Here is a 24943-nt window from a genome sequence, read left to right as displayed (position 1 = left end):
AGGGCATCCTCAATAGAGGAACGTCGGCTTGGGCAGGGGCTTGCCGCTGTCGGTGGTGAGGCCATCGCCGGATGACCGCCCCATCAACCAGGCCAGGAGGGATGCCTGACGGCCTTGGACCGTCACGGCGTCGCCGCTGGTGGATGTCTCGTACCAGGCATCGGTATCTGCGGCGTGGATGCGCATGGCGGGCGAGTCCTCGCGGATGTTGAAGGCTGCTGTGACCTGTTCCAGTTGGTGGGAGACGAAGTCGGCGGGCCAGTGGTCGGGGGTGACGCCGATTCGTAGATCGACATGATGGATGAGTACCTCGCTGAGCCGGGCGTCGGCGATCCGGGCGGCGCGATGGCGTTGCCCGGCGGTCCAGCGGACTTCGTTCTGCCATGCCTCGGCGGGCATCAGTGTGTACTCGGTGGCGAACCTTTCGGCGCTGGCGCGGACATCGGCGATCAGTTCGGCGGTGCCGCGACCGGCGCCCGCCTCGATCTGCGCTTCCCGCGCCTCCAGGCTCGGATACTCCGCTGCTGGTGTTCCGGTCCGCGCCCAGGTCAGCAGCCGGATGCCGCCGTCGGCGTTGCGGGCGAGATGGGTCAGCACATGCCCTCGCGACCAGCCCGGCAGGAGGGATGGAACACGCATGTCCGCATCGCTGAGGGCGGCGACGGTGGTGAGTAGGTGCTCGGTCGCGGTGGTGATTTGATCGAGGAGTTCCGTGGGCTCAAAGCCCGCGTTCAGATCGACGCTCATGCCGTCATTGTCCGCCCCTACCTGCACGTCTTGCTGTCCTTGCTCTGGCTCTGTCAGTGGTCCAATGGTCGTTCCCAAAATATCTCGTCGCGCCATTCACCGTCGATGAAGATGTGTGAATGGGCGATGCCCCATGGTGTGAAGCCGTTGCTTCTCAGCACACCGTGGGAGCTCGCGTTGTCCATCCGCGCGTCCGGCGTGCCCCTGCTACTGGAACTCCGACCCCCGTTGGCCGGGTGAGTCCGAACTCGGCAGGCTTGAGAAAGGCGGGCGTGTCCAGTTAACGGTGTATCTCGGTTTTGTGAGGTTTAGTTGCGGGCGGCGGCCAAGCGGCCTTCCCTCCCTGGCCAGAGGCGGAAGAGGCGATCAGGATCGGCAGAGCTCTGGCGGGACGGCTGGGCGTTCCGTTCCATTTCGCGAGTCCCAACGAACCTGATGACACAGCTCCACGCTGGTGGGACTCCCTCTGACAGGGCGTCGCAGTCGTGCAACGGCACCGACAGCTCGGTCTCCAGCTCGTGCCGCCAGAGCAGATGGAACAGCACTGGCAGCACCGCGATCGGGTCTCCGACCGCTTCCGCCCTGGCCATCAGCGGCACCGGCCCGCAAAAGATCATCTGGAGCCGGTCCGCGCCTCGGGAAGCGAGTGGCGCGGATGCCGATAGCCCGCCAACCAGCGCACGTTCGCTGTCCGCACCGGATCCAGAGCACCCACCGGTTCGCTGCTGGCCGACCAGTGGAACGAGGACCTGATCCGCGCGATGTATCCGGACCTGCTGCGGGTCGGCGGGTCGCTGAAGTTCGGGGAGGCCACCACCTCGCTGATCGTCGGGAAGTGGTCGGCGGCCTCGCGGCAGAACACCCTGGCGGCGGCGCTGAAGGAGTGGGGGCGGATGCGCCGCACCATCCACGCCGCCCGCTACCTGTCCGACCCGATCTACCGGCGGAAGATCTCCCGGCAGCTCAACAAGGGCGAGAGCCTGCACGCGCTGCGGCGCGACCTGCACTACGCCCAGCAGGGCACCATCGTTCGCCCGCACCTGCAGGACCAGACCGAGCAGGCATGGTGCCTGACCCTGCTGACCAACGCGGTGATCACCTGGACGACCGAGTACTACGGCAAGGCGATCGGGACCTTGCGGGACCAGGGCCGCGATCTCGCCCCCTGAGAGCGCCCACCTCAACCGGCCTGGGTGGAAGAGCGCTGGGGCCCGGTGACCGTGGTGGTCGTGCCGGGGCTGGTCAGGGTGTCGGGTCGGGCCCTTCAGGTTGAAGGCGGAGCTTAGGGGGTTCGCGTGCTCGGGGCGGGGGCTGTGAGGATGCCGTTGAGCAGGACGAGGAATTGCCATCGGCTGCGGGCCTCGGGGGTGCCTGAGACCAGTTCGGCGGTGGCGGCCGTGATGTGCGGATGCCGGTCGGGCCGGATGGTGCGCAGTGCGGTGAGGAAGGCTTGCCATTCCTGCGCGGCGTTGGGGTCCTGGTTGCGGGTGCCGTGTTCGACGGCGGTCGCGGTGGCGAGCTGGAGCAGCAGGTCCACTCCCCAGGCTGCGCGTTCAGTGTCCATGCCGCCTTCGTACAGGACACTCATCAATGCCTCGATGAGGCCGAAGTAGTTGCGGCCGCGTGGCCGTGACACCAGCGCGGAGCGGGCGAGGTTCGGCCGCGTGTAGAGGATGTGGATGTAGGAGGCAAGGATCTTCATCAGGCGCTCGCGCCAGTCCCCGGGGGCCGTCACAGGGGTGAGGTCCACTTCTCCGAGCATCTCGTCCAGCATCGCGGCGTGCAGTTCGTCGGCGTTGCGGAAGTAGACGTACAGCGAGGCCGGCCCGGTGTCGAGTTCCCGGGCCAGGAGCCGCAGCGTCACCTGGTCGTGCCCCTGGTTCATCAGCTTGACGGCCGCAGCGACGATCCCGTCCGCGGTGAGGGCCGGCTTGGCGGGCCTGTCGCGGCGGCTGCGGGGGGATGCGTCAGGGGCAGGCATGACACCACAGTACCGAACATGTTCGACGCTGTACAAGTCGTATAGCCGCGCCCGACTCACCGAGTCGTTACTTATTGTGATTATCTACGCACTCGCTGCGTAAATCTACGGTTCGTTGAGGAGCATAGCTCGTTACATTCGCCCCGGGTTCATCCTGCATCGCCGGTGTCGGCGGGCGTTTGCCGGCCGTCGAGCCCGCCCGTCGATTGGATGGGAACCGTAACGAACGAACTTGTTCTTAGCGAACATGTTCGTTACCGTGATGGGACGGCGACTCTTCGACCGCTTTTGGAGGAATCATGTCGACCTACATCACCAACGTCCGCGTTTTCGACGGTGAGCGAGTCTTGGACGCCCGCACTGTGGGCATCGACGGGACCGAGATCGTCTCTGTCGGCCAGCAGCCGCCGCAGGACGCCGAGCTCGTCGACGGCCAGGGCGGCACGCTGCTGCCGGGCCTGATCGACGGTCATGTCCACACCTCGCTGGAAGGGCTGCGGCTCGCATTGGCGTTCGGGGTCACCACCGAGCTGGAGATGCAGGGGTACTGGACGCCTGAGCAGCGAGCACAGATCGGCGCCGACGACGAGATCGCCGACGTCCGGTCCGCCCTGCTCGCTCTGATGGCGCCCGGAGGGCACCCCAGCGAGCTGATGGGCGACCTCGGCGATCACGCCCCCGACAGCGGCGGCTGGACCATGCCCTCGGTATCGACCCCCCAGGAGGCCGTGGCCTACGTCAACGCGCGAGTAGCCGAAGGCGCCGACTACATCAAGGTCATGATCGAGGACGGTGCGGTCATGGGGCACCCCGGCCTACCGATGATCAGCACGGAGACCCTGAAGGCAGGAGTGGCCGAGGCACACCGGCTCGGCAAGCAGGTCATCGCCCATGCCCTGACCGTGGCGGCCACGCAGCAGGCCCTGGACGTCGGCGTGGACGGCTTCGCGCACCTGTTCATCGACCAGGCGCACACACCGCAGATCATCGCCGCCATCGCCGACGCCGGCGTCTTCGTCACCCCGTGCCTGGCCGTCAGCGCCTCGGTCATGGGCGGTACCGGCGTTGTGCTCGCCGAGGACCCCCGGGTGGAACGGCGACTGCCCGAGCCCTGGCTCGAAACGCTGCGCGGGACCTTCAACACCTTCCCGGACGGGCGCTTCGAGGACGTCCTCGGTTCCGTCGCGGCACTGCGCGACGCGGGCGTCGACATCATCGCCGGCACCGATTCCTCGGTTCCGGTGCCCTCCCACGGCGGCGTCGTGCACGGCGCGAGCCTGCACCACGAACTCCAGCTACTGGTCCGAGCGGGCCTCAGCCCCCAGGAGGCGCTGCGCGCGGCGACCGGCACACCGGCCCGCAGGTTCGGCCTCACCGACCGAGGCCGTATCGCCCCCGGAGCACGAGCCGACCTGCTCCTGGTCGACGGCGATCCCACGACCCGCATCGGCGACTCCCTGTCCATCCGAACGATCTGGCGCCGCGGTACCGCCATGGCAGCGCACTGAACGGCCAACGCACCGGGGGCCTCGACCAGTGCCCCACCACCTAGGAGTGATCCATCATGTCGACACCAACACCCGCCCCCACGGGCGCCGCTCAGCCGGCCGAGCGCGCCGTGCCCAAGAACGTCCGCTGGGTGCTGCTGGGGATCCTGCTCGCCATGCTGCTGGCGCAGCTGGACGGGCTGATCGTCGGCACCGCCATGCCCACCATCGTCAGTGAGATCGGAGGGCTGGACCACATCTCCTGGGTGGTGACCGCCTACACCCTCACCATGGCCTGCTCGACCCCGATCTGGGGCAAGCTCGGCGACCTTTTCAACCGCAAGCTGATGTTCCTGTCCTCGATCGTGCTCTTCCTGATCGCCTCGGCCCTGTCCGGGGCGTCGACGACCATGACCGAGTTGATCATCTTCCGCGCGGTCCAGGGCGTCGGCGCAGGCGGGCTCGCCGCAGGAGCGTTCGCGCTGATCGGCGCACTGCTGCCGCCCCGCGAACGCGGCCGGTACCAGGGCATGGTCGCCATCGTCATGGCGCTCGGCAGCATCGGCGGCCCGCTGGTGGGCGGTCTCATCACCGGCCACCTCGGCTGGCGGTGGGCGTTCTACATCAACCTCCCCATCGGGATCATCTGCATCGTGTGGTGCCAGCTGCTGCTGCACGTCCCGTCGGTCCGCAAGGAGAAGGCCGTCATCGACTGGCTGGGCATCACGCTGTTGACCAGCACGATCGCCGCGACTGTGCTGGCCTTCACCTGGGCGGGCAGCACCTACGCCTGGGAATCCTGGCAGATCCTCGCCCTCGCCGCCGGGACCGCCTCCGGGTCGGCTCTGTTCATCGCCTCCCAGAAGCGGGCCGCTGACCCGCTCATGCCGCTGCGGATCTTCACCGACGGCCGCAACTTCCCGCTCGCCTCGCTGCTGCTGATCGTCGCGGGCGTGGCCATGTTCGGCGCCACGCTCTACTTGCCACTCTTCCAGCAGACCGTGCAGGGCGCCTCGGCCACCAACTCGGGTCTGCTGCTGGTCCCGATGATGGCCGGCACCGTCATTGCCTCCAACATCGCCGGGAAGGTGATGACCAAGACCGGCAAGTACAAGATCTTCCCCGTGCTCGGCACCGCGTCACTGGTGGTCGGCATGTACCTGCTGTCGACCATGGACACCGGCACCGCCCGGTTCACCACCAGCCTGTTCATGGTCCTGGTCGGCATCGGCACCGGCTTCACCCTCCAGATGGCCAACACCATCGCCCAAAACAGCGTGGAACTGCGCGACATCGGAGCCGCCTCCGCCGCCGCGACCCTGTTCCGCACCGTCGGCGGCTCCCTCGGCGTCGCGGTCTTCGGCTCCCTGTTCACTAGCTCCGTCCAAGGCCACGCCGCACCAGGCGAAGGAAGCACCAACCACGTCGCGCACATGACCGCCGCAGCAAAGGACGCCTACCTCCACGCCGTCGCCCACGCCACCCACCAGATCTTCCTCGTCGGCGCAGCCATCGCCGCCGTCGGCCTCATCGCCGCCATCGCCATTAAAGAAGTACCGCTCCGTGCCAAGCCCGGCAGCGGTCCCGCTCCCGTCAAACCCACCACCCCACAACCAGCCAGCAAATAGCTTTCGGACCGGGCCGACGCCCACGCTCTATCCCAGATAGCGTCCAACTATCTGGGATAGAGCGCGACCTGCGGAGACGAACCGGATCCGCCGCGTGACAGGTATCAACTATCTGGCATAAGCCCGAGGAGGTCCGACGTGGGTGCCGTCCACCGCTTCGACACCGGCCGACAGGTCCCCACGCTCCGCCAAGCCGTCGAGACGTTCCTAGCCTCGGTGACCAACGCGCCCGACCTCGGCGCTGCCGTGTAGGTCCGAACGCATGCCGCCGCACTTGTTAAGACCTACTTGGCAACTTCGGTGGACCAGGCCCTCGGAGTGCTGGCCGGGGAACGCCCGAATCGTGCTGCTCGCTCAATTTGCGGGGGCCGAGGCATTGCCAGTGCGCCTGATAACCTGCGCGGTCATGTCTTGGTACTTCGCCGACGACAGTCCACTTCGCGCGTTGTCCTCTCGCACGTTACCGAAGATCGTTTTCAACGCGGTGTGCGACGAGTTGGGACGCTATTTTGCGCCTGACGGGCTTCGTTATGTGCGCTCGCGCCCTCGCGTCGAACAGCGCTGCGGCGACCTGGTGTTGACATTGTCGATGTGGTCGTCGCGGTCCAACGTCGGTGGTGAGCACGTCGCCCTGGAGGTCGTGTCGCACGTCGACAGCCGGGCGCTCGCGAAGTGGGTCAAGGCGACCGGAATCGGTGGCGGCAAAGCGCTGTTCACCGTCGACACCCGCAACGCGAGGACTGGCCGCTACGAGAAGTACTTCAACGTCGCCGCCGTGACCCCGGCGTCGTTCGTCGACCTCGCGGAGACCATCCGCAGGGTTTGCTGGGAACCGATGACCTGCATAACGGCCGAAGGGACGTTGCGGGCAGAAGTCCACCCGCGGCTGGAGCCGATCGAAGACAACTTCGCGTGCTGGCTGTGGATGCGCGGCCGCCGCGACGAAGCGCTGGCCACTGCCGGCCTGTCCGACGACGTCCGTGCCCGCCTGCTGGCTCAGGCGTAGCGTGCGATCAGCGGCAGACTGAGACTCGCCGATAGTCCCAGGACGTGATCCTCCCTGCCGGACGACATCGGCGGTCCTGACCGCCGGCCGGCCTCGGAGCGGGAAGTACGGGTCGCAACGCAGTCGAAGCTGATCGTTCATGTGGCGAGCGGGCCGCCGAGGTCAGAAGGCGCGGCCGCGTCGCCTGGCGAGGACGACGCGGCCGGTCCGTGACGGTCAGCGAACCTTGGCGAAGAACGCGCGGATGTCGGCGGCGAAGTGATCCGGTTGGTCCATGGCGATGAAGTGGTGGCCGCCGGGGTTGTCTTCCGGCCAGTGGAGGATGGTGTTGTGGCGTTCGGCGAGCCGGCGGATCCCAGGTGGTCCGCTGTAAACGCCGGTCGGTACGGCCGTCTGTCCTTCTGGCCAGCCGAAGCCGGTGCTCTCGTAGTACGGCCAGGCCGATGTCCCGAACGTCCCGGTGAACCAGTACAGGCTCACGTTGGTGAGGAACAGGTCGCGGTCGATCACCTGCTCCAGCGGCTTGCCGGAGGCGTTGAACTCGTGGAACTTCTGGGTCATCCAGGCCAGTGCCGCGATCGGAGAGTCGTGCCATCCGTAGGTGAAGGTCTGCGGTGCCGCGCGCAACAGCGCGTGGTGGTCGACGCCGTTCATCCAGTCCTGTTCCTGGAACCAGGCGAAGGCCGTCTGCTCCTCCTCGGTCATGTCCGGAAGGTCCTTCTCGGTGGGAAAGCCGAGACCGCTGACGACGTAAACGCCGACCACCTGGTCCGGTGCCGCCTTGGCCATCTCCGGCGCGACGTAGGCTCCGAAGTCCCCGCCCTGCGTGCCGTACCGCTCGTAGCCGAGGCGGCGCATCAGCTCCGCCCAGATCCGCGCCACGCGTGCCGCGGTCCAACCGGTCCCGCGCGGCGGTGCGGAGAAGCCGAAGCCTGGCACGGAGGGCACGACGACATGGAATGCCTCGGCGGGGTCACCGCCGTGTGCGCGGGGATCGGTGAGGCGGTCGATGAGATCGGTGAACTCCACGAACGAGTTCGGCCAGCCGTGCGTGAGGATGAGCGGCAGGGCGCCGGGCTCGGCCGAGCGAACGTGCAGGAAATGGATCTCCTGACCGTCGATCTCGGCCATGAACTGCGGGAATTCATTCAGTCGCGCCTCGTGCCGACGCCAGTCGTACTCGTTGCGCCAGTAGCCGGCGAGCTCTCGGAGGTAGGCGGCAGGAACGCCGCGGCTCCATCCATCGCCGGGCAGTTGCTGGGGCCACCGAGTGCGGTCCAGCCGGTTGTTCAGGTCATCCAGGTCGACTGGGGCGATGTCAATCTGGAACGGGCGGATCTCGGTACTCATGTTTCTCCCAGCGCGTCGCGATAACGGGTTCGACGGTAAACGCCATATAGGTCGCCCTCTGTCCTAGATGACCGGGCATGCTGGACGCCATGGGTGACATGTCCGCACGATCGCTCGCCTTGCTGTCGCTGCTGCAGACTCCCCGCGACTGGCCTGGGAGCGAGCCGGCCGAGCGTCTGGGGATCACTCCCCGGACCATCAGCGGAGCCCGCACCTGCGCTCCGTCCGGCGTCAGGTACCCGATCTCGAAGCCTCCGGCCGGCGGATCAACTCCATCGCCGATCACCATACGTAAGACCGTCATGACGGAGCGTCCTTTACGACTCGGCCGTCGCCTCGAAGGGTTGATCCGAACTTCGCAAGGTCACTCGCAACTTGAGTACGGAACTCGCAAGGTTCCTCCGGACAGGACAGGTGTCTCGTCCGGCCGAACCCTGCCGGTGGCCAGCGCGCTTAGCTGCGGGTCGAAAAGTAGGTCCGGACAGCGGCCGCCGATCTTGTTCAGACCTACCTTGCACTTTCGGTGAGAACAGCCCGTCGACATCGGTCCCGGAATGTCCGAGAGTGTCGTCCCGTCCCCGTCTGCACCGACCGCTAGATCGGAACGCGTCTGTGGAGGAACGAACGCAGCGGATGGAAACGCCGCCGCGAGGTATCGGGAGTTGCGTTCAGCCAGGACGGCGATAAGCTAGCCCGCTATTCTTCGATAGCGAGTACAAATTCGATGCGATGAATGAACTGAGTGACTACTGATCGAATCTGAGGAGAGCGGGCCGACTCATGAGTCTTAAGACATTGTTCACTTTTCGTTTCACCGCCGATTTGGGCGGCTACCGTGGGCGGCTTCTCAAGGAGGCGACCGGGATGCGGATCGGGGACATCGACAACCTGTGGAAAGACACCCCTGGAAAGGGGCAGATAACGCCCGGCGTCAGGATTTACCTGTGGCGGCCGAGCGGCGAACCGAACGATTGGCAGATTGATGCAACCACCCGAGAAGATGATTACGACTTCGCGGCGGTGACCGCCTGCCGGGACCGGCTCCTGCGGCTTCTCTCACAGATCGCCCAGCGATGGTAGGAAACCAATCCCGCCGCCGGGTAAAAATGCAGAATCGGCCGGAGCGTACGCTGGCGGGTCTGGCAGCGAACTTAGTTTTCCGGATCGGTCGAGGGGGACCAGAAACGTAGCTTGGTTCGTTGAGGCCCTTCCTCCACGTGCGGACACCTTGAGCGCCCTGGATAACGGAGCTCTGGGGGTGAGATGGGTCCTGTGTGGCGATTAAGGTCCACTCCGAGCAGGCCCTCCGCTCCCGAACGTGTCCCCAGCCGCCAGGTAGCTGGCTGAGAAGTCACGATTGCGGTTCGTGATCGTTGCGAGTGGGTGAATGCGGCGGGTTGGTTGGTGTTCCTGCTCGATTGTTTTCGCGTCGGAGACGGTCGGGTGGAGGGCGGGTTCGGGTGCGTCGGGAGTGGGAGCCGGAGGAGCTGATCGCGGCGTGGACGCTGCTGGACGGCGACTGGGATCTGGTGGGGAACAAGACGGGGGCGACGCGTCTGGGTTTCAGCCTTTTGCTGAAGTTCTTCGAGCAGGAGGGCCGGTTCCCTCGGCACGTGGGTGAGTTGCCCAAGGCCGCTGTCGACTACGTGGCGGGGCAGGTGAAGGTCGATGCGGCGCTGCTGGCGGAGTACGACTGGTCGGGCCGGTCGATCGAGCGGCACCGGGCGCAGGTGCGGGAGGCGCTGGGGTTTCGGGAGTCGACCCGGGCGGATGAAGACGTGCTGGCCGAGTGGCTGGCGGACAAGATCTGCCCGATGGTGTTCACGGACGAAGGGCTGCGGGCGGCGCTGCTGGCCCGCTGCCGGACGTTGAAGATCGAGCCGCCGGGCCGGGTGGAGCGGATCGTGGGGGCGGGCCGGGCGCGGTTCGAGCGGGAGTTCTGCCTGCATGTGCTGAACGGCCTGTCCGCGGACTCGGCGCGGTCGCTGTGGGAGCCGGCCACTGGTGAGGACGGGTTCCTGCTGGAGCTGAAGTCCGATCCGGGACGGTTGGGCCTGGAGACGCTGTTGGAGGAGATCGTTAAGCTCCGGCGTGCGAAGGCGCTCGGGCTTGCGGCGGATCTGTTCGGCGGGTACTCGGATCGGCTGGTGGCCTCGTGGCGGGCGCGGGCGATGGCCTCACATCCGTCGGACCTCCGCCAACACCGACCTGTTTTACGGCAGCGCCGGCACCATCCCCGGCAGCGACAAGGAGCACCAGGAAGTCTCCATGCTCAGCCTGCACCTGCTCCAGTCCGCGCTGGTGTTCATCAACACCCTGCTCGTCCAGTCCGTCCTGAAGGACCCCGCCGGGCAACAGCGCCTGACCGACGCCGACAAGCGCGGCCTGTCCCCGCTGTTCTGGTCCAACGCGAACCTGTACGGGTCGATCGACATCGACATGGAGCGCCGCCTCGACATCGGCCTCGCGGCCTGACCACCGCCCTCTTGATCATCCTGATCGAGGGGGCGTGATCGGCCTGTCGGGCAGCAGACCGGCCAGCGCGGTCCGGACGGCGGCCCGGCTCACCCCATGGGCGCGGGCCAAAGCTGCGATCGAGGCACCCTGGTCGGTGAACGCCGACCGCACCTCCTCCAGCCGGGCGCCGGACAGCACGGGCGGCCGGCCGCGGTAGCGGCCTTCGGCTTCCGCCGCGGCGATCCCTTCGGCGGTCAGTTCGTTCTGCAGGTCGCGCTGGAACTGCCCGACAGCGGTGATCACATTGATGATCAAAGCGGTGGTCGCGTCGCCTGCGGCCAGATCGTGGAAGTTCGACAAAGGCCCGGAAAGGACGCGCAGGGCGACGCGGCGGGCCTGGCACCAGTCGCGGACGGCGTGGATGTCGACCAGGTCGCGGCACAGCCGGAACAGCTCCGACACCGTCAAGACGTCGCCCGGATGGGCGGCGGCGGCGACCTTCGCGAACGCGGGCCGTTCCAGCGCCGGGATCTTCGAGGTCGTCGCCGGGTCCTCGAACAGCAACACGCCCTCGGCGGGGCGGAACCCTTCGGCGACGCCTTCGGTCCGGACGAGGAGGCCGGCCTCGGTGAGGATGTGCCGCTGCCGCAGCAGCGACTGCGTCGCGGTGGACACGCGGGAGTAGACAATCCGCACCGGGCACTCCTCGGGGAGGGGCGAACCCCCCTTCTACCTGTCGGGAAAACCTGTCGTCAATTCAAGGCCGAAAACGGCCGCTCGGAGCGGTGTTTCGGCACCTGGAGTCCGGTTTTCCGGGTGGCCGCGGGCCGGCCCGTCGGGGTGTCGGGAAACCATCTAATCCCGACAGGACCAGGGCGCCGATCTACTCCGGATCAGCGGGACCAGTATCGGAACGATGGACGGCGGTAACTCCGCCCGACCCAACTCGCTATCGCCGTTGGCCGTTCGATTGCTGCTCACAGGCCGGTGCTGCCGGGAGGCTGAGGCCGGTGGTGGGATCGGCGCGTGAAAGCGCTGGGGGAGATCGGGTGAGACCAGGGTGACCGCCAGCCCCGCCATAGAGAGGCCGCACATGACACGGAGCCCAATGTGACCGCCGCGATCGGAGATCCAGCGATGCGCGCGGCCAACGACGCCGCCGTGATCCGCGAGTCCCGTGACGTCCCCGAACGCTTCGGGGCGATTTTCGATGCCTACTTCGACGAGATCCGCGCGTACGTGGAGCGGCGGATCGGGCCGGAGAACGCCTCCGACGTCGCCGCCGAGACGTTCCTCGCCGCGTTCCGCAAACGCGACCGGTACGAGCCCGCGCGTGCCAGCGTGCGTACCTGGCTGTACGGATTCGCGACCAAGCTCGTCGGCAAGCATCGGCGCAGTGAGGTGCGGGCGCTGCGCGCCATGGACCGGATCGCCGGGGACGCCGGGTCTGAGGAACTCGAAGAGCGGATCGCCGGCCGGATCGCCGCCGAAAGTTTGCGGGGGCGGCTCGCGGGGGCACTCGCCGGGCTGTCCGCCGGGGACCGCGATGTGGTGCTGCTCGTCGCGCTCGCCGAGCTGAGCCACGAGGAGGTGGCCGCCGCGCTGGACATCCCGTACGGCACGGTCGGATCACGGCTGAACCGGGCCAGAAGAAAGCTACGTGAGGCGCTGGGTGGGACCAATCCACTGCTCGACCTGGAGGAACACGATGGATGAGATCCAGATGGTCCGCGGCCTGTACGGACCGCCCACAACCGCTCCGGTGCACGAGGTCGCCGCGGCCCGTGCCCGTCTCGAGCGGCTGTGCCGGCCCTCCCGTCGGCGGCTCGTGAGCGGCTCGCGGTTGCTGCCGCTCGGGCTCGGGCTGGCCGCCGCGGTCACCGCGGTGACGCTGACGGTCCTGTCGGCCGGCACCGGTCCAGACCCGGAGACCGGCCAGGATTCCGGCCGCCGGCTCCTGCTCGCGGCCGCGGAGAAGGCCGATCATCAGCCACAGCCCAACGGACAGTACTGGCATGTGCGGATGCAGGTGAGCGACCTGTTGCTCTTCGGCACACAGCGCGACCCGTATTGGATCAAGACGCGCGACCGCCTGGAGTACTGGATGTCTCGCGACCCCGGAAAGCTCGGCTGGGATCTGAAACAGCATCTCGGCGCCGAACCGGCGAGCCCGGCCGACGCTGCGGCGTGGCGGCGTGCGGGTTCGCCGTCGCCCTTCAGGGACGCACGGCTTTCGGGCTTCCACGCGACGGTAGCACCGGGACCAGGGAAGGCGACGCTCACGCGGAGTGATCCCAACCTTGAGATCCTCAGCGGAGAGTCCTTCCCGCTCCGCAAGGTCTTCGCCCTCCCCGCGCGCTCGGATGAGCTGGAGCTGGCCATCCGCAACCATCTCGGCCAGCGGGCCGACAAGAACGGCGAAGACAGTCCGGACGACGCTCGAGTCTTCGACTTCGGCAGCACGCTGTTGACACGCGCCCCGCTCACGCCACAGGTACGCGCGGCCACCTACCGGATGCTCGCCGGGCTGCACGGCGTCCGGAAGGCCGGGTCGGTGCGGGACCAGGCCGGCCGGTCGGGCACGGCGATCACCATAGGCGGCGGCACGGACAAGAACGGGAACCGGGTACCGCTGTACCGGCTCATCATCGATCCCTCGACGGGCCAGGCGCTCGCCGACGAGACCGTGGTGGAGAAGTCGGATACGAAGGTTCCCGCCAAGCCCGGTACGGCGTTCACCTCCTTCACCGTGCTGGAGTCCCACTGGACCAACACGGCGCCGAAGTAACCGCACCCTACGGCGTCGAGGCGGCCACCTCGACGCCGTAGGACCCGCGTCTCTCTCGATCGCGACGGGTTCTGGTCGTCGCCCCCCATCCGGACGCGAGGCCGCTACGACGACGACCCCGGTGTCACCCACTCGTGACCGCCATCAACCGCAGTCATGATCTTTCACTCCAACTACTTGGCGGCTGAGGACACGCCCGCAGCGCGCGGTGAGCGGAAGGCGCCCCCCAACGCCGCGGCGATTTCAGGAAGCAGATGACGCGGCTGGCGGTAGCCCGCCAGCCACCGCACATTCGCCGTCACGATCGAATCCGGGGCGCCCATCAGCCGGTACTCCCACCCCACCAGCCCGTACGCCCTCCTGATGGCCTCGAACGCCGCCAGGTCGCGTGGCTTACGTCGTTCAGCGGGACGGCAGTCGACGACCACTCCGGATCCGTCTGCCTTCCGCGCGAAGTAATCCGGCGCATGCGACCGGCCCTTCCGCCGATCCTCGGTCGACCAGAACAGCCAGAACGGCTGGGATGCGATCCCGATGATCGTGGGATCGAAGTCGAGCAGCATCAGGTGGTCGCGTTCCAGCCACGACTCGTACCCGACATGTCCTTCCTCCGTGGCCGTCCACCATCGACCTGGGAAGTGCCGTTGCCCCTTGTAGGAGGCGAAGCTCCGCGCAGGCGGCGCGGACTCCAACCGCGCGCTCCACGCGTCCGTCAGCGGAACCCGCACCTGCGCTCTGTCCGGCGTCAGGTGCCCGATCTCGAAGCCATCGGCCGGCGGATCGGCCCCGTCGCCGATCACCATGCGTAAGACCGTCATGACGGAGGATTCTTCACGACTCGGCCGTCGCCTCGCAGGGTTAATCCGAACTTCGCAAGATCACTCGCAACCTAAGTCCGGAACTCGCAAGGTTCGCCCGGACGGGACAACAGGTGGGTGATCGCTGACGGCGAACGGCCGGGCGGAAATTAAACCGGGCTCTTCTTTCTTGAGTGTGGATGACTCAAGCTTTTGGAGGCCTGATGAGCAAGATCGTCACCCTGCCGGTGCTGCCCCTCGATGACGAGGTCGTGCTGCCCGCGATGGTCGTGCCGCTCGATCTGTCGGAGAGCGACGTGCGGGCGGCGATCGACGCCGCGCGGGCGGGCGCCGTCTCCCGGGGGCCGGGCATCCGGTCGGAGGACAAGCCGCGGGTGCTGCTGGTGCCCCGGATCAATGGAAAGTACGCGGCCGTCGGCACGCTCGGCGTCGTCGAGCAGATCGGCAGGCTGCCCGGCGGCGGCCCGGGTGCCGTCGTCCGCGGCGTCGCCCGCGTGCGCATCGGCTCCGGGACGACCGGCCCCGGCGCGGCGCTGTGGGTGGAGGGCACCGAGGTCGAGGACACCGGGCTCGGCGCCCGCGCCGACGAACTGGCCAAGGAGTACAAGGCCCTCGTCGTCGGCGTGCTGGAGAAGCGCGGCGCCTGGCAGGTCGTCGACATGATCCAGCAGATCGAGGACCCGTCGGTGATGGCCGACCGGGCGGGCTACGCGTCCTACCTCAGCGCCGAGCAGAAGGCGCGCATCCTGGAGACCGCCGACGTCACCGAGCGTCTCCAGCTCGCGATCGGCTGGACCCGCGAGCACCTCGCGGAGCTGGACGTCGCCGAGACGATCCGCAAGGACGTCGAGGAGGGCGTCGAGAAGCAGCAGAAGGAGTTCCTGCTCCGCCAGCAGCTCGCCGCGATCCGCAAGGAGCTGAACGAGCTCAACGGTGACCCGTCCTCGGAGGAGGAGGACTACCGGGCGCGGGTGGAGGCGGCCGACCTACCGGAGAAGGTCCGCGAGGCGGCCCTGAAGGAGGTCGACAAGCTCGAGCGGACCTCCGACCAGTCGCCCGAGGGCGGCTGGATCCGGACCTGGCTGGACACGGTCCTCGACATCCCGTGGAACGAGCGGACCGAGGACGCCTACGACATCGCCGGCGCCCGCCGGATCCTCGATGAGGACCACACGGGTCTGGACGACGTCAAGGAGCGGATCGTGGAGTACCTCGCCGTGCGCAAGCGGCGGGAGGACCGCGGCCTCGGCGTGATCGGCGGCCGGCGGTCCGGCGCCGTCCTCGCCCTGGTCGGGCCGCCTGGGGTCGGAAAGACGTCACTCGGCGAAAGTGTGGCGCGGGCGATGGGCCGCGAGTTCGTCCGCGTGGCGCTCGGCGGCGTCCGGGACGAGGCCGAGATCCGAGGTCACCGCCGTACGTACGTCGGCGCGCTGCCCGGCCGCGTCGTCCGGGCGATTCGCGAGGCCGGCACGATGAACCCGGTCGTGCTGCTCGACGAGATCGACAAGGTCGGCGCGGACTACCGCGGCGACCCGACCGCGGCGTTGCTGGAGGTGCTGGACCCCGCGCAGAACCACACGTTCCGGGACCACTACCTCGAGGTGGAGCTCGACCTGTCCGACGTCGTCTTCCTGGCGACGGCGAACGCGCTGGAGACCATCCCCGGCCCGCTGCTGGACCGCATGGAGCTCGTCGCCCTCGACGGTTACACCGAGGACGAGAAGGTCGCCATCGCCCGCGACCACCTGCTGCGCCGTCAGCTCGACAAGGCGGGCCTGACCGCCGACGAGGTGACGATCGGCGAGGACGCGCTGCGGCTGCTCGCGGGCGAGTACACCCGCGAGGCCGGCGTACGGAGCCTGGAGCGGGCGATCGCCCGGGTGCTGCGCAAGGTGGCGACGAAGATCGCGCTGGAGGAGCAGGCGAATCCCTCCCGACCAACCGACCCCGACCGACCTCCCGCGCCCGTGACGGTCAGCGCCGGTGACCTGCGCGACTACCTCGGCCGTCCGCGCTTCACGCCGGAGACGTCGCTGAACGAGTCCGAGCGGCGCACGGCGGTGCCGGGCGTCGCGACCGGCCTGGCGGTCACCGGCGCGGGCGGCGACGTGCTCTACATCGAGGCGTCGCTGGCCGACCAGGAGACCGGCGACACCGGCGTCACCCTGACCGGCCAGCTCGGCGACGTGATGAAGGAGTCGGCCCGGATCGCGCTGTCCTACCTGCGGTCGCGCGGCGCGGAGCTGGAGCTCCCGGTGGGCGACCTGAAGGACCGGGGCGTGCACGTCCACGTGCCCGCCGGCGCTGTGCCCAAGGACGGGCCGAGCGCCGGCATCACGATGACGACGGCGCTCGCGTCGCTGCTGTCCGGGCGGCTCGTCCGTACGGACGTCGCGATGACCGGCGAGGTGTCGCTGACCGGGCGGGTCCTGCCGATCGGCGGCGTCAAGCAGAAGCTGCTCGCCGCGCACCGGGCGGGGATCACCACGGTGATCATCCCCAAGCGGAACGAGCCCGACCTGGACGATGTGCCCGCCGAGGTCCTGGAGCAGCTGACCGTCCACCCGGTCAGCGACGTCCGGGAGGTGCTCGAACTGGCGCTGGAGCCGGCGACCACGCGGAACGCGGTCGCAGCCTGACCGGCCGGGATCGCCACGCGGCGCCCCTCCCTCCGTGGGAGGGGCGCCGCTCGCGTACGGGCGGTCAGTTCCGCGGTTCGAGGCGGAAGACCCGGAGCTCCCGCCCGGAGCGCTCGACGTACCGGTCGAACGTCGGCCAGACCTTCACCAGCCGGGGCCAGACCTCGGCGCGTTCGGCCCCCTCCAGCAGCCGTGCGGTGACCGGGATCGTACGGCCCCGGTGGTCGACCTCGGCGTTCGGCTCGTGCAGCAGGTTCGTCGTCCACGCGGGATGGTGCTCGCGGCCGAAGTTGCTGCCGACCACGAGGTAGGAGCCGTCCGGTTCGGGCAGGCAGGCCAGCGGCGTCCGGCGGGGCAGGCCGCTGCGATGCCCGGTGGCCGTCAGCACGAGGCTGGGCACGATGTACTGCGCCAGGAGGAGCCGGCCGCCGGACAGCCGGTGCAGCGCGCGGTCCAGGGGCGGGACCACCTTCGGCCCGACCTTGGCGAACCACGCGGATCCGGCCATTCGCTGGACCGGCGGGGAGATGACGCTCTTGAGCCTGCTCGGTGCCATGACAGGTCCTGCCTTTCTGCGGGCGGCACTCGTGGTGTCGTTCGGGGCTGCGTCGCCTGAGCCCGGACCGGGCCCCGGCCACGCGACCTGGGCGGGGGCGGGGTGTCCGGCCAGACCGGGCGCCAGGGATCCGGCACGGCTGGGAGTCCGGCGTCCGGGCCGAGCGGGGGCCAGGCGTCCGGCGCGGGCGGGGGCCAGGTGACCGGCGGCGGCGAGCCAGCGCAGGGAGTCCGTCAGGCTCTCCTCGACCGGCCGGAGCGTGAGGCCGAGCGCGTCGATGGTCGCGGCGTCGTCGGAGGGCACGAGGGTCACCATGATCCGCGCGGCGTCCCGGGTCAGCGGGTAGTCGAACGCGCGGATCCGCTTGACCGTGTCCAGCAGCGCCCCGAGAGCGATCATCATCGCTCCGGGGATCGGGATCCGGCGGCAGCGTACGCCGGTGAGGGCGTCACAGCGGTCGGCGAGCTCCGGCCAGGTCAGGTAGTGCCCGCCCAGCATGTACCGGCGCGGCCCGAGACCGGGAACGGTCGCACGGGCCACGGCCTCGCCCAGGTCGCGCACGTCGAGGAGCGACACGCCGCCGCCCGGCGTCGGCCAGATCAGGTTGAGCGCCCCGGCCAGACCGGCCATCATCGCGTCCAGGTGCGGCTGCCGGGGGCCGATGACGCCGCCGGGGTAGAAGACGGTGACGGGCGCGCCGTCGGCCTGCAGGCGGCGGACGTAGCGTTCGGCCGCGACCTTCGACAGACCGTAGTCCGTACGCGGGTGCGCGAGGGGATCGTCCGGTCGGATCACCGGCCCCGCCGGTGGGACGAACGCCGCGATCGTGGACACGTGGATCACCGGGTCGAGTCCCCGGGCGACCGCGCCGCCGACCACGTTGCGGGTGCCGGCGACGTTGACCTCCAGGACGCTCGTGCGGGGGTCGGTGACGCCGAGCGCGGCCGCGGCGTGGACGACGGCGTCGCGGCCGTCGAGGGCCTGGGCGACCGCCTTCGCGTCGAGCATGTCTCCGGGATACATCTCCACGGCCTCCGCGTCGACGCCCACACCGCCGAGGACCGCGGCCGCCCGGCGGGGGTCGCGTACGAGCACGCGCACGTGGTGACCGGCCCGGAGCAGCGCCGCGACGGTGTACGAGCCCACGAATCCGGAACCACCGGTGACGAGAACGCGCATGAGATCAAACTAGCGCTTGGTGTTCGATCGAGGCAGGAGCGGCAGGGGATCACGAGTAACGGATCGGCCTTGTCCGGTCAATTCATGGACGAGGGGCGTGCCGCGGTTTAGCTTAAGTGGCACGCCTGAAATGTCCTGACAATCGCGATCCGGCGTGGAACGTTCCAAAACGCTCCCGTCGGGTCGCGGGCGTCCTGATGGAGATCGCCGACCGGGAGGACTCTATGAGAATCGGGCTCGCCGGGGCCGGCCGCATCGGTGCCCGCCACGCAGAAACCCTCCGCGCGCTGTCCTCTGTGGACGGCTTCGTGGTGGCCGATCCGGACGGGGACCGGGCACGCCGCCTCGCGGGGGAGTACGGCGGGTCGGCCGCCGACTCGGTCGACGCCCTGTTCGGCGAGCGGCTGGACGGCCTGGTGGTCGCCGCCGCGACGGACGCGCACGCCGAACTCGTGACCCGGGCCGTCCGGGCGGGCATCCCGACGTTCTGCGAGAAACCGGTCGCGCCGGACAGTTTTGGAACGCTCCAAGTCGTCCGGGAGGTGCAGGCGGCGGGCGTCCCCGTGCAGGTCGGATTCCAGCGCCGCTTCGACGCCGGCCACGTCGCGCTCCGGGATGCCGTCGCGGCCGGCCGCCTCGGCCGGCTGCACACCGTACGGTCCTGCACGCTCGATCCCGCGCCGCCGCCCGCCGCGTACGTCCGGGTCTCCGGCGGCATCTTCCGCGACTGCGCCGTCCACGACATCGACGCGGTCCGGTTCGTGACCGGGCGGCAGGTCGTCGAGGTCACGGCGACCGGGGCCAACAAGGGGGAGGAGTACTTCGCCGCGTGTGACGACGTCGACACCTGCGCGGCCGTGCTCACCTTCGACGACGGGACCCTCGCCCTCATCACCGAGACCCGCTACAACGGCGCCGGATACGACGTCCGCTTCGAGGCGTTCGGCGCCAAGGACAGCCTCGCGGCCGGGCTGAACACCGGGACGCCGCTGACGCCGGTCGACGGCGGCCCGGCGGCCGCGACGCTGGGCGCGCTGCCCTGCCAGGGCTTCCTCGAGCGGTTCGGGCCGGCGTACGAGGCCGAGCTCGCGACCTTCCTCCGGGTCGCCGCCGGGCAGGCCGAGAACCCGTGCCCGCCGGAGGAGGCCCTGGAGGCGTTCTACGTGGCCGAGGCGTGCGACCGGTCCCGTCGGGAGCGGCGCGCCGTGACGATCGAGGAGGTCCGGAAGTGAGGATCGCGGGTGCGCCCATCTCCTGGGGCGTGTGCGAGGTACCGGGATGGGGTCACCAGATGTCCCCGGACCGGGTGCTGGCCGAGATGCGGGACACGGGGCTGACCGCGACCGAGTTCGGCCCCGACGGGTTCCTGCCGGCCGACCCGGCCGAACGCGAGGCGCTGCTGGCCTCCTACGGTCTGGCGGCGGTCGGCGGCTTCGTCCCGGTCGTTCTGCACGAGCCGGGGCGCGATCCGCTGCCGGAGGTGGAGCGGGCGCTGCGCGGGTTCGGCGACGCGCCGATGCTCGTGCTGGCGGCCGTCACCGGCCGGGACGGGTACGACGAGCGCCCGGTGCTGTCCGCCCGTGACTGGACGACGCTGCTGACCAACCTCGACCGCATCGCGGCGTACGCCGCGGGGCTGGGGCGCCGGACCGCCCTGCACCCGCACGTCGGCACGATCGTCGAAGGCCCGGACGAGGTCGACCGGGTCCTGACCGGCTCCGGCGTGCCCCTCTGCCTGGACACCGGGCACCTGCTGATCGGCGGCACCGACCCGCTCGCGCTGGCGCGGTCGGCCGCGGACCGCATCGCGCACGTGCACCTCAAGGACGTCGACGCGAGCGCCGCCGACCGGGTGCGCGCGGGCCGGGCCACGTACACCGAGGCCGTCCGCGACGGCCTGTACCGTCCGCTCGGCACCGGCGACGTGGACACGGCGGGGATCGTGGCGGCGCTCGACCAGGCCGGCTACCAGGGCTGGTACGTCCTCGAACAGGACACCGTCCTGACCGCCGAGCCGGCGCCCGGCGGTGGCCCCGTCGCCGACGTCCGTACGGGCGTGGCCTTCCTGAACGGCTTGAAAACCGTTGCCGACGTGGGAGGACGTTAACCGGACCGACGACGGGGAATGATCGCCCGCGTCAAGATGGGCGAGCCACCCCCCGGCCCATGTTCGAGATCGGCCGGCACGGGGGTTGTGCGGTGTTCACTGGGTACGTCGGGTCGGGATCCTTCCGTTCAGGCCGCCGAGGCTCGGCCGGCTCGAAGGTCCGGTGGCCGGCCCTCGTCACGGCGGTCGCGCTGGGCTCGGCCGCCGGATGTTCCGGCGGCTCCCGCCACCAGCGCGGACCGATGACCGCGGCGACGGCCCTGAAGCCCGTCGCCGCCGAAGTGCAGGAGGCCGCGGCCCGGGTGTGGCCGGAGGCGGCGAAGATCTGGCCCGGCACGGTCCTCAAGGACCGGCGGGTCATCCTCGGCGAGGGCGGCCGGGCGCGGCTGGTCAGCGTGGACGGCGTGACGGACGTGAGCGCGGCCGAGCTGCGCAAGAGGAAGATCGACATCCCGCGCGGCGGCTCCTCCTACGCCACCTGGGACGGGCACCCCGCCGTCATCCTGAACGTCGCCGACCCCTCGTACAAGACGGACTCGGTGACGTCCGGGATGCCGTTGTCCGCCACGTTGTTCGCCGCCGCGACGGACGAGCTCTTCCACGCCACGCAGCAGAGCTGGCAGGCGTGGCGGAAGAGCGGCGAGATGCTGCGCGGCACGGACGTCCCGCTGGCCGTCACACCCCGGCTGTACCGGGCCATGGTCTACAACGATCTGGTCGCCGCCTTCAACGCGCCCAAGCAGCGGAACCAGCGGCTGGCCGGCGCGGCGTACTGGTGGTCGAGGTGGCACAAGGAGTTCCCCGGTGAGGTGAAGCGGGCCGCGGTCACCGACATCGGCGACGGCGCGGCGGGCTACTTCGGCGCCATCTCGATGGCCATGGCGATGGGCGCCAAACGCGAAGACCTCCCGGCGATCCGCAAGAACGCGCAGCTCCGGCCGCTGGAGGGGAGTCTCGATCCCGGGCAGATCACCCTGGACGGGGAGAGCACGGAGCTGGGCGGCGTCGCCGGCCTGCTCCTCGACGAGACCCGCAAGGACTGGAAGCGGCAGGTCACCCAGGGCCGCCAGACGCCGGTCGACCTGCTGCTCACGGGCGTGAACCCCGTCGCCGAGCCGGCGCCGGACTCGCTCCGGCAGTCCATCCAGGACATCCTCAGCAAGCTGAACACCGATCTGATCCCGCGGCTGAACCCTCTCATCTCCGCCTACCGGGACACCGGGCACGCGCTCGTCCTCGTGCCGATGAACACGGCCGAGGGCGACCTGGACGCGGGCGGCTACTACGTCTCCCACGAGATCCCGTACGAGATCCTCGCCCGGCTCACCGGCACGTTCCGGCTGAAGAGCGGGACGCTCCAGGCCAAGGAGGCGTCCGTGCTCGCGGGGGTGGTCGACGGCCGCTCGTACCTGATCATTCCCACCGGTGACAAGAGCACCAAGGGCCAGGTGTCGTCGAACCAGGCGCGGTTCGACGGCGGGTCCCTGACCGGCTCCTTCCAGGTGTCGCAACGCCACGAGGGCGGCCGCGAGCAGTTCGTCGCGCGCTGACCGAAGGGCGTCGCGCGCCGGCTCCGGGCGTCAGCGCGGCGACGGGACCGAGCCCGTGTCGGGCGGCCCGATCGTACGGGCGCGGATATGGCCGATGCCCGACCGGGTCGCGAGCACGACGAGCCGGTCACCTGGGATCAGCAGGTAGCCGTCCTGCAGGTCCCAGTCGAAGCGCGGGCGGCCGCGGCGGCCCAGTGCCAGCACGCGGGCCTCGCCGGGGAGGTTCGCCTCCCGCAGCGGCCGGCCGTCGAGCTCGGAGCCCTCGCCGATCGGCATGTCGGCGATCAGCATGACGCTGCGGCCGACCGGGATCGTCCCGATGACCTGGCGTTCCATCATGGAGGCGGCGAACGCCGGGGCCGCCAGGAAGGACACGCTGCGCGACACCGGGATCTTGAAGTTGCGGTGCACGCGCGCCGCCAGGTCGTCGTCGAACAGCCGGAGCACGACGCGGACGTTGTCCCGCAGGGCGCGGGCGTTCAGCCCGGCCTCCAGGTTGGCGATGTCGTCGCTCGTGACGGTGACGACGGCACGGCAGGTGCCGACCCACGCCGCGCGCAGCGTCTCCCCTCGGGTGGCGTCGCCGAACACGATCGGCAGCCCCAGGCGGCGGGCCAGGGGCACGCCGACCGCGTCCTCGCTGGCCTCGACGCAGACCACCGGGACGCCGAGGTCGTGGAGCTGCGACACGACCCGGAGGCCGACCCCGCCGAGGCCGACGACCACGACGTGCCCGCTGATCGGATCGCGCAGCCGCTCGAGCGGCCCCGCGAGCCGGGCCCGGACCACCGCGTCGACGACCGCGGCGGTGATCGCGGGCACCAGCGCGAGGCCGCCGAGCGTGGTGATCACCTGTGTCACCTTGGCCGCCCCGCTCAGGTCCGGGTCGGGGTTGGCGGCGCCGGCGATGTCGAGGAGGACGAGGTACAGCGAGTACGTGATGCCGTGACCGTCGGTGATGCTGAGCGCGGTGCTCCCCACCGCGACCAGCACCAGCAGGGCGACCGCCACCTGGAGGAGTCGCCGGCTGAGCAGCAGGCGCAGGCTCCGGGTGAGCCCGGACACCGGGCGCTGGGCCACCGGGGGGCCGGAGAGGGACGTGGGCGACGTGCCGTCGGCGACCGCGAGCACCAGGTTGGCCCGGTCCTGGTCCACCGGCAGCAGGCGTGGTCTCCCGTCCGGTCTGCGGGTGTCCGCGAGCGCGCAGATGACGTTGCGGACGCGGTCGCTGCGGTGGGCGACGTAGAGGGTGCGGCCCGCCACGCGGACGTGGCTGGGCGGCAGGTCTCCGAGGGCGGCGGCCACGAACGACGGCGCGGCGACCGCGCTGTCGGACAGCACGGCACAGTCCTTGAAGAGGGTGCGGATGCGGTTGCCCAGGGTGGTGTTCGACATTCGGACGACCAGCCGGATGTCGGGGTTGAGCTCCTGTGCCCGCAGCGCCGCGTGGATGTTGCCGACCTCGCTGTTGCTCACGAGGGCGACCGCGAGCGCCGACTCGATGTGCGCGGCCCGGAACGTCTCGTCGTCCAGCTCCGCCGCCTCGTGCACCCGGACGCGGGGCAGCTCGGCGATCTGTGGTCCGTGGTTGCGTCTCTTGGAGGGCACGATGACGGTGACGTCCTGCAGGTAACGCGTGGACAGCTCGTCGGCCAGCCGGAAGGCGAGCGGCGTGTCACCGCAGACGATCAGGCGACCGCGAACGGGGCTCCGGAGGCGGGGGACGACGGTCGGCACGGCGTGATCTTAACGGCCGCGGCTCCGACGCTCTGTGTACGGACGCACGCAGCGCGGGCCCGATGACGGCGGGCTTGCCGCCGCCGGGCCGACTCTCTAGTGTCCCAAGCAAGCGCTTGCCAAGTGGCGGGTGCGGGCCGGAACGACGGGAGCGGCGCATGCGGCGGGGCATCTGTCTGCTGGAAGAGGTCGAGTTCCATCCGATGAACTCGCGGCGGCCGCTGGAGTACCTGCGGTGGCTCACCGCGTACAAGAAGGAGGACGAGACGCTCGAACCCGGCCGGCACGTGCTCACGAAGGGAGAGTCGATCCGGTCGCGCGACATCGACCTGGTCGGCGCGTTCTACGCCGTCGGCATCACCGGGCACCCGCAGTTCAAGGTCGTCACGCTGTGGGACTGCCACGGCGGCTGGGACGGCGGGTGGCGGCAGATGCTGGAGATCTACACCGGCGTCAAGGAGAACCTCTTCCTGTCCTCCATCGACGACCTGCGCTTCACCGCGTACTCCCGGCCGCTCGGCACCGCCCCGGGCGGCCCGGCGCTGGCCGACGCGACGGGTGCGGAGTTCTTCGTCCTCGAGAGCGCTCGGGTCCGCCCCGGCGCGGCGCTCGACTACCTGGCGGCGGTCCGGGAGGAGCGCGTCCCCCTGCTCGCCGACCACGGTCACCGCCCGGTCGGCCTGTACGAGGTGCTGCTGTGCGACACCGAGGTCGTCACCGTCTGGGCGACCGACCTCGACTCCCACCTCGCGCTGCAGCGGTCGTACGACGCCGCGCTCGGGCTGGATGACGAGATCGACGCCGACGAACGCCTGCTCGCCTGGCGCAAGCGCGCCCGCGAGTTCCTCGACGGCACCTGGCGCGAGACGCTCCTGTCCCCGTACCCGGGCTCCCGGCTCGCGCCCGCCTGACC

20 protein-coding genes and 2 pseudogenes are annotated in these 24943 nt (G+C 69.7%); 15 read left to right on the top strand and 7 right to left on the bottom strand.

All coding sequences use genetic code 11. From position 1 onward, the window contains the following. Positions 1-9: 9 nt before the first annotated feature. Entirely contained in the window at positions 10-747 is a 738-nt protein-coding gene (locus AB0K82_RS28205; protein ID WP_364402582.1) for a maleylpyruvate isomerase family mycothiol-dependent enzyme, read from the bottom strand. A 722-nt stretch (positions 748-1469) separates the two neighbouring features. On the opposite strand from AB0K82_RS28205, the gene AB0K82_RS28200 reads away from it, so the two are divergent. Continuing rightward, positions 1470-1916 (top strand): Tn3 family transposase, encoded by a 447-nt coding sequence (locus tag AB0K82_RS28200; protein ID WP_364402687.1) that lies wholly within the window; start codon positions 1470-1472, stop codon positions 1914-1916. A 113-nt stretch (positions 1917-2029) separates the two neighbouring features. Here the strand turns inward: AB0K82_RS28200 and AB0K82_RS28195 are convergent, their stop codons facing one another. Next, on the bottom strand, positions 2030-2728 hold the full coding sequence (locus AB0K82_RS28195; RefSeq protein ID WP_364402579.1) for a TetR/AcrR family transcriptional regulator: 699 nt from the start codon (positions 2726-2728) through the stop codon (positions 2030-2032). Between the two features lie 299 nt (positions 2729-3027). On the opposite strand from AB0K82_RS28195, the gene AB0K82_RS28190 reads away from it, so the two are divergent. The 3 genes from AB0K82_RS28190 (at position 3028) to AB0K82_RS28180 (ending at position 6849) form a co-directional block, all read left to right on the top strand. After that, the gene (locus AB0K82_RS28190; RefSeq protein WP_364402576.1) at positions 3028-4236 is read left to right on the top strand and encodes an amidohydrolase family protein; all 1209 of its coding nucleotides are present in this window, start codon (positions 3028-3030) and stop codon (positions 4234-4236) included. 56 nt (positions 4237-4292) lie between these two features. Further along, on the top strand, positions 4293-5843 hold the full coding sequence (locus AB0K82_RS28185) for an MDR family MFS transporter (RefSeq protein WP_364402573.1): 1551 nt from the start codon (positions 4293-4295) through the stop codon (positions 5841-5843). Between the two features lie 343 nt (positions 5844-6186). Beyond that, complete coding sequence (locus tag AB0K82_RS28180; RefSeq protein WP_364402570.1) at positions 6187-6849, top strand: hypothetical protein; 663 nt, start codon at positions 6187-6189, stop codon at positions 6847-6849. 216 nt (positions 6850-7065) lie between these two features. Here the strand turns inward: AB0K82_RS28180 and AB0K82_RS28175 are convergent, their stop codons facing one another. Further along, entirely contained in the window at positions 7066-8199 is a 1134-nt protein-coding gene (locus AB0K82_RS28175) for an epoxide hydrolase family protein (protein ID WP_364402568.1), read from the bottom strand. An 89-nt stretch (positions 8200-8288) separates the two neighbouring features. Between AB0K82_RS28175 and AB0K82_RS28170 the strand changes: the two are divergent. From AB0K82_RS28170 to AB0K82_RS28155, 4 genes and pseudogenes are all read left to right on the top strand, one after another. Next, positions 8289-8399, top strand: a pseudogene (locus tag AB0K82_RS28170) (transcriptional regulator); the annotation flags it as partial. Positions 8400-8979: 580 nt separating this feature from the next. Continuing rightward, positions 8980-9279, top strand: coding sequence for a hypothetical protein (locus AB0K82_RS28165; RefSeq protein ID WP_364402565.1), 300 nt, complete (start codon positions 8980-8982; stop codon positions 9277-9279). A 299-nt stretch (positions 9280-9578) separates the two neighbouring features. After that, positions 9579-10028: pseudogene (locus tag AB0K82_RS28160) on the top strand (DUF4158 domain-containing protein); the annotation flags it as partial. A 262-nt stretch (positions 10029-10290) separates the two neighbouring features. Then, on the top strand, positions 10291-10674 hold the full coding sequence (locus tag AB0K82_RS28155) for a Tn3 family transposase (protein ID WP_364402563.1): 384 nt from the start codon (positions 10291-10293) through the stop codon (positions 10672-10674). 15 nt (positions 10675-10689) lie between these two features. Here the strand turns inward: AB0K82_RS28155 and AB0K82_RS28150 are convergent, their stop codons facing one another. Further along, complete coding sequence (locus tag AB0K82_RS28150; protein ID WP_364402560.1) at positions 10690-11352, bottom strand: recombinase family protein; 663 nt, start codon at positions 11350-11352, stop codon at positions 10690-10692. 414 nt (positions 11353-11766) lie between these two features. Here AB0K82_RS28150 and AB0K82_RS28145 point away from each other — a divergent pair, with 414 nt between their 5' ends. Then, positions 11767-12372 (top strand): RNA polymerase sigma factor, encoded by a 606-nt coding sequence (locus tag AB0K82_RS28145; RefSeq protein WP_364402557.1) that lies wholly within the window; start codon positions 11767-11769, stop codon positions 12370-12372. Then, positions 12365-13444, top strand: a complete 1080-nt coding sequence (locus AB0K82_RS28140) for a CU044_5270 family protein (protein ID WP_364402554.1) — start codon at positions 12365-12367, stop codon at positions 13442-13444. Before AB0K82_RS28145 ends, AB0K82_RS28140 begins: the two co-directional genes overlap by 8 nt. A 173-nt stretch (positions 13445-13617) precedes the next feature. Here the strand turns inward: AB0K82_RS28140 and AB0K82_RS28135 are convergent, their stop codons facing one another. Further along, positions 13618-14247: a TnsA-like heteromeric transposase endonuclease subunit gene (locus AB0K82_RS28135; RefSeq protein WP_364402551.1), complete on the bottom strand. Its 630-nt coding sequence runs from the start codon at positions 14245-14247 to the stop codon at positions 13618-13620. Positions 14248-14465: 218 nt separating this feature from the next. Between AB0K82_RS28135 and lon the strand changes: the two genes are divergently transcribed. Continuing rightward, positions 14466-16901, top strand: a complete 2436-nt coding sequence (gene lon / locus AB0K82_RS28130) for an endopeptidase La (RefSeq protein ID WP_364402548.1) — start codon at positions 14466-14468, stop codon at positions 16899-16901. A 64-nt stretch (positions 16902-16965) separates the two neighbouring features. Here lon and AB0K82_RS28125 read toward each other — a convergent pair whose 3' ends face one another. Next, positions 16966-18636, bottom strand: coding sequence for a nitroreductase family deazaflavin-dependent oxidoreductase (locus AB0K82_RS28125; RefSeq protein WP_364402545.1), 1671 nt, complete (start codon positions 18634-18636; stop codon positions 16966-16968). 224 nt (positions 18637-18860) lie between these two features. On the opposite strand from AB0K82_RS28125, the gene AB0K82_RS28120 reads away from it, so the two are divergent. The 3 genes from AB0K82_RS28120 (at position 18861) to AB0K82_RS28110 (ending at position 22293) form a co-directional block, all read left to right on the top strand. After that, positions 18861-19868 carry a Gfo/Idh/MocA family oxidoreductase gene (locus AB0K82_RS28120; RefSeq protein WP_364402542.1) on the top strand — a complete coding sequence of 336 codons (1008 nt, stop codon included), beginning with the start codon at positions 18861-18863 and terminating at the stop codon, positions 19866-19868. Then, positions 19865-20743, top strand: a complete 879-nt coding sequence (locus AB0K82_RS28115) for a TIM barrel protein (RefSeq protein ID WP_364402539.1) — start codon at positions 19865-19867, stop codon at positions 20741-20743. Before AB0K82_RS28120 ends, AB0K82_RS28115 begins: the two co-directional genes overlap by 4 nt. 242 nt (positions 20744-20985) lie before the next feature. Next, complete coding sequence (locus AB0K82_RS28110; RefSeq protein WP_364402536.1) at positions 20986-22293, top strand: hypothetical protein; 1308 nt, start codon at positions 20986-20988, stop codon at positions 22291-22293. 30 nt (positions 22294-22323) lie between these two features. On the opposite strand, the gene AB0K82_RS28105 is transcribed toward AB0K82_RS28110, so the two are convergent. Continuing rightward, on the bottom strand, positions 22324-24030 hold the full coding sequence (locus tag AB0K82_RS28105; RefSeq protein ID WP_364402534.1) for an NAD-binding protein: 1707 nt from the start codon (positions 24028-24030) through the stop codon (positions 22324-22326). Between the two features lie 158 nt (positions 24031-24188). On the opposite strand from AB0K82_RS28105, the gene AB0K82_RS28100 reads away from it, so the two are divergent. After that, positions 24189-24941, top strand: coding sequence for a hypothetical protein (locus tag AB0K82_RS28100; RefSeq protein ID WP_364402531.1), 753 nt, complete (start codon positions 24189-24191; stop codon positions 24939-24941). The last annotated feature ends 2 nt before the right edge of the window (positions 24942-24943 follow it).

It is taken from the genome of Actinoallomurus sp. NPDC052274 (assembly GCF_040679475.1).
GTDB classification, from domain to species: Bacteria; Actinomycetota; Actinomycetes; order Streptosporangiales; family Streptosporangiaceae; genus Actinoallomurus; species Actinoallomurus liliacearum.
Note: the sequence above shows the minus strand (reverse complement) of the source record. Positions and strands in the feature narration are given on the sequence as shown.

Bases quoted from the DNA above. Each gene is read 5' to 3' on its own strand.
- AB0K82_RS28120 (WP_364402542.1), top strand. From the start codon at position 18,861: ATGAGAATCGGGCTCGCCGGGGCCGGCCGCATCGGTGCCCGCCACGCA.
- AB0K82_RS28190 (WP_364402576.1), top strand. From the start codon at position 3,028: ATGTCGACCTACATCACCAACGTCCGCGTTTTCGACGGTGAGCGAGTC.
- AB0K82_RS28135 (WP_364402551.1), bottom strand. From the start codon at position 14,247: ATGGTGATCGGCGACGGGGCCGATCCGCCGGCCGATGGCTTCGAGATC.
- AB0K82_RS28165 (WP_364402565.1), top strand. From the start codon at position 8,980: ATGAGTCTTAAGACATTGTTCACTTTTCGTTTCACCGCCGATTTGGGC.
- lon (WP_364402548.1), top strand. From the start codon at position 14,466: ATGAGCAAGATCGTCACCCTGCCGGTGCTGCCCCTCGATGACGAGGTC.
- AB0K82_RS28125 (WP_364402545.1), bottom strand. From the start codon at position 18,636: ATGCGCGTTCTCGTCACCGGTGGTTCCGGATTCGTGGGCTCGTACACC.
- AB0K82_RS28140 (WP_364402554.1), top strand. From the start codon at position 12,365: ATGGATGAGATCCAGATGGTCCGCGGCCTGTACGGACCGCCCACAACC.
- AB0K82_RS28205 (WP_364402582.1), bottom strand. From the start codon at position 747: ATGAGCGTCGATCTGAACGCGGGCTTTGAGCCCACGGAACTCCTCGAT.
- AB0K82_RS28175 (WP_364402568.1), bottom strand. From the start codon at position 8,199: ATGAGTACCGAGATCCGCCCGTTCCAGATTGACATCGCCCCAGTCGAC.
- AB0K82_RS28185 (WP_364402573.1), top strand. From the start codon at position 4,293: ATGTCGACACCAACACCCGCCCCCACGGGCGCCGCTCAGCCGGCCGAG.
- AB0K82_RS28100 (WP_364402531.1), top strand. From the start codon at position 24,189: ATGCGGCGGGGCATCTGTCTGCTGGAAGAGGTCGAGTTCCATCCGATG.
- AB0K82_RS28195 (WP_364402579.1), bottom strand. From the start codon at position 2,728: ATGCCTGCCCCTGACGCATCCCCCCGCAGCCGCCGCGACAGGCCCGCC.
- AB0K82_RS28110 (WP_364402536.1), top strand. From the start codon at position 20,986: ATGACCGCGGCGACGGCCCTGAAGCCCGTCGCCGCCGAAGTGCAGGAG.